At 66.3% G+C, this 2,906-nt stretch carries 4 protein-coding genes; 3 read left to right on the forward strand and 1 reads right to left on the reverse strand.

All coding sequences use genetic code 11. From position 1 onward, the window contains the following. Positions 1-710 (forward strand): hypothetical protein (locus tag WAW85_RS02365; protein ID WP_422558055.1); only part of this gene is annotated, 710 nt, incomplete at its 5' end. Between the two features lie 99 nt (positions 711-809). Next, the gene (locus WAW85_RS02370; RefSeq protein WP_422558056.1) at positions 810-1,898 is read left to right on the forward strand and encodes an alpha/beta hydrolase; all 1,089 of its coding nucleotides are present in this window, start codon (positions 810-812) and stop codon (positions 1,896-1,898) included. Positions 1,899-1,913: 15 nt separating this feature from the next. Here WAW85_RS02370 and kstR read toward each other — a convergent pair whose 3' ends face one another. Continuing rightward, complete coding sequence (gene kstR / locus WAW85_RS02375; protein ID WP_422558057.1) at positions 1,914-2,570, reverse strand: cholesterol catabolism transcriptional regulator KstR; 657 nt, start codon at positions 2,568-2,570, stop codon at positions 1,914-1,916. Between the two features lie 126 nt (positions 2,571-2,696). On the opposite strand from kstR, the gene WAW85_RS02380 reads away from it, so the two are divergent. Then, positions 2,697-2,906, forward strand: a 210-nt coding sequence (locus tag WAW85_RS02380) for an acyl-CoA dehydrogenase family protein (protein WP_422558058.1), incomplete at its 3' end; no start/stop codon positions are given.

The raw sequence follows: 2,906 nt of genomic DNA on the forward strand, positions 1-2,906 counted from the left end.
GTATCAACGAGATGGGCGTGTCTGCGGACATGTCCGTGACGGTCTCGGGCATGGGCTCGGTGGACACCAACCTGCAGGTGAACAATGCGCCAGCGGGCATCGAAGACATGATCAACGGGGCTGAACCTCGCTCTGCCGACGACGATACCAAGATGCCGGGGATCTGGACGGTGATCTTCGGTGTCCTCGTCGGTGCTGGTGCGGCCCTGATGCTGGCCCGGCGGTTCCCAGGCATCGGCGCGATTCTGACGGCGGTTGGCGGCTTTGCGGCGACTATTGCGTCGATTGTGTTCGTCGCCGATCCGATCGGTGCGGTAGCGAAGGGTACGACCAGCGCCGACCGGGATATATTCACCGCCGGTTACGGACTGTGGCTGGTGCTGATCGGTTCGCTGGTGGCGCTGCTCGCTGGTGCGGCGATGCTTGCGCTCACCCTGGCGCCGGGCAAGTTTGACGATGCGGCTCCGGCGCCGGCCGGCTTCGGCGGTCCGGGCCAGTTCCCCGGTCAGCCACCCTTCCCCGGTCAGCCCCCGTTTGCCGGTCAGCCCCCGTTTGCCGGTCAGCCACAGTTCGGCGATCGGCCTCATCAGCAGCCATACGGTGGGCCTCCGCCGGGGCAGCCGGGCGCGCAGTTCCCCGGTCAGCAGCAGTTCCCCGGGCAGGAGCCGCCCTTCGGCGGCCAGGAGTACCCGGGTCAGCCGCTGCGCTGATCTGGTGAGCCGACGCGACCCCCGCCTTTGGGCGGGGGTCGTCTTGCTCGGTCGGGTGTTACGCTTGCGACTAATGTTGCAAAAGTGACTGGAGGTTCTATGCGCGCGACAGCTCGCACGACGATGGCGGCCGTCCTAGCTGTGGCGTTCGCGTTCCCCGGCGTCGCTGTCGCCGAACCGCAAGCCGCCCCCGCAGAAAGAGTCCCCGCAGAAAGAGTCCCCGCAGAAAGTGTCCCCGCAGAAAGTGTCCCGACCGCGAGCGCTCCCGCCCGGGTCGTGGTGCCGTCGCGCATTGTCGCGGTCGACAAGGTCGGTGCGCAGCAAGAGCGGATCGTCGTCTATTCGGCGGCGATGAACCGGAACATTCCGCTCACTGTGCTGCGCCCGCGCGACCGGGGTACGCCAGCTCCCGTGCTCTATCTCCTCAATGGCGCTGGCGGCGGCGAGGATGAGGCCACCTGGCAGGAGAAGACCGACTATTCGGAGTTTTTTGCCGATAAGCATGTCAACGTGGTGACGCCGATCGGCGGCGCGTTCTCGTATTACACCGACTGGGTGAACGACGATCCGGTGCTGGGTCGCAACAAGTGGCAGACCTTTCTCACCCAAGAGCTCCCGCCGCTGATGGACAAGCAGCTGGCAAGTACCGGTGCCAATGCGGTGGCTGGAATCTCGATGGCTGGCACCTCGGTGCTGAACCTGGCGATCGCCGCGCCCGCGCTGTACCGTTCGGCCGCCGCATTCAGCGGCTGTGCGCGGACCAGTGATCCGCTCGGCCAAGCGTACATTCGGACTGTGGTGGGCGATCGTGGGCGCGGTGACATCACCAATATGTGGGGGCCGGTCGACGGCCCGGGTTGGAAGGCCAACGATCCGTACTTGAACGCGGCCAAATTGCGCGGGACCAAGGTATATCTGACCACTGGCACCGGGCTGCCCGGCGAGTACGACACGCTCGGGGCGCGACTCATTAAGGGCGATCCGGCGGTCCTGACCGATCAAATCCTGCTGGGCGGCGCCATCGAGGCGAGCGTGTACTCGTGCACTCAGCAGATGCGGGAGGCGCTGGCGCGGGAGAAGGTGGACAGTGTCGTCACCGTCCGGCCAGCCGGTACGCATTCGTGGGAGTACTGGCAGCAGGACCTGCACACTACGTGGCCGGCCCTGGAACGGGATCTGAAGGGCTAGCTCCCCGCGTTCGGACTACCGTGGGTCGAGCAGCAGTCGGACAGTCTGGGACATTCGGGTGGTCACATCGGTGGCCGACGCGCGCCGGGTGAGCCACTGGACCAGGTTTGACATCCACACATCGGAGATCACCCGGGCGATGGCGAGTTCATGTTCGCTCGGTTCGGCATGCGCGTCGTCCGGATCGAGCATCGCACCCGCCAGCAGTCGGTCGATGGTGCCGGCGACGACTTCCACCTCGCCGGCGGCGGAGGCGTCGGCGAACATGAAGGCACGCGTCATCGCCTCGGTGAGCAGCGGATCGCGCTGCATGGCAACGGTGATCATCTCCAGCACGTTGCTCAGGCGCTCGGTCGCGTTGTCGCCGGGCAGTCGGGTGCGATCGACCTTGCGTTCCACCCGCTCGAGCTCGCGGGCCAGCGCGGTGACCAGCAGGTGCACTTTGGACGGGAAGTAGCGGTAGAGGGTGCCGACGGCGACCTCGGCCCGATCGGCGACGGTGCGCATCTGCACGGCGTCGTAGCCGCCCTTGGAGGCCAAGCTCAATGTCGCATCGAGGATCCGTCGGCGTCGTTCCCGCTGGGCGGCCGAGCCGACTTCGGCGCCGGACGTCGCGGCGATCGCCGGAGGGGCGGGGGTCGACTCGGTCTGGGACCGACCGGATGCAGCCATCTGACGTTGGATCCTTACTCTCCGCGTGGAGTGCCGGGGTGGTGACTCTCGGTGGAATGGTGTACACCCTAATCTAAGTAGAACAGGTTCTACTTCTTGGTCTCAGTAAAACGCGGAGGAATTTCGGTGACAATCGCTACCTCAACCGAGCAGCAAGCGATCGCGGGTGCCGTCGCGGACTGGGCGGCGGCAAAGGAGGTGCGCGCTCTGGTGCGTACCGACGTGGACGCGGGTGGAAGTTCCTGGCGGTCGCGGTGGCCTGAAATCGCCGACCTTGGGGTGTTTGCAGCCGGCGTGGCCGAGGAGTTCGGTGGCGCTGGCGGTACGGCCGCCGAT

The organism is Gordonia sp. (in: high G+C Gram-positive bacteria), assembly GCF_049299075.1.
Lineage (GTDB): Bacteria > Actinomycetota > Actinomycetes > Mycobacteriales > Mycobacteriaceae > Gordonia.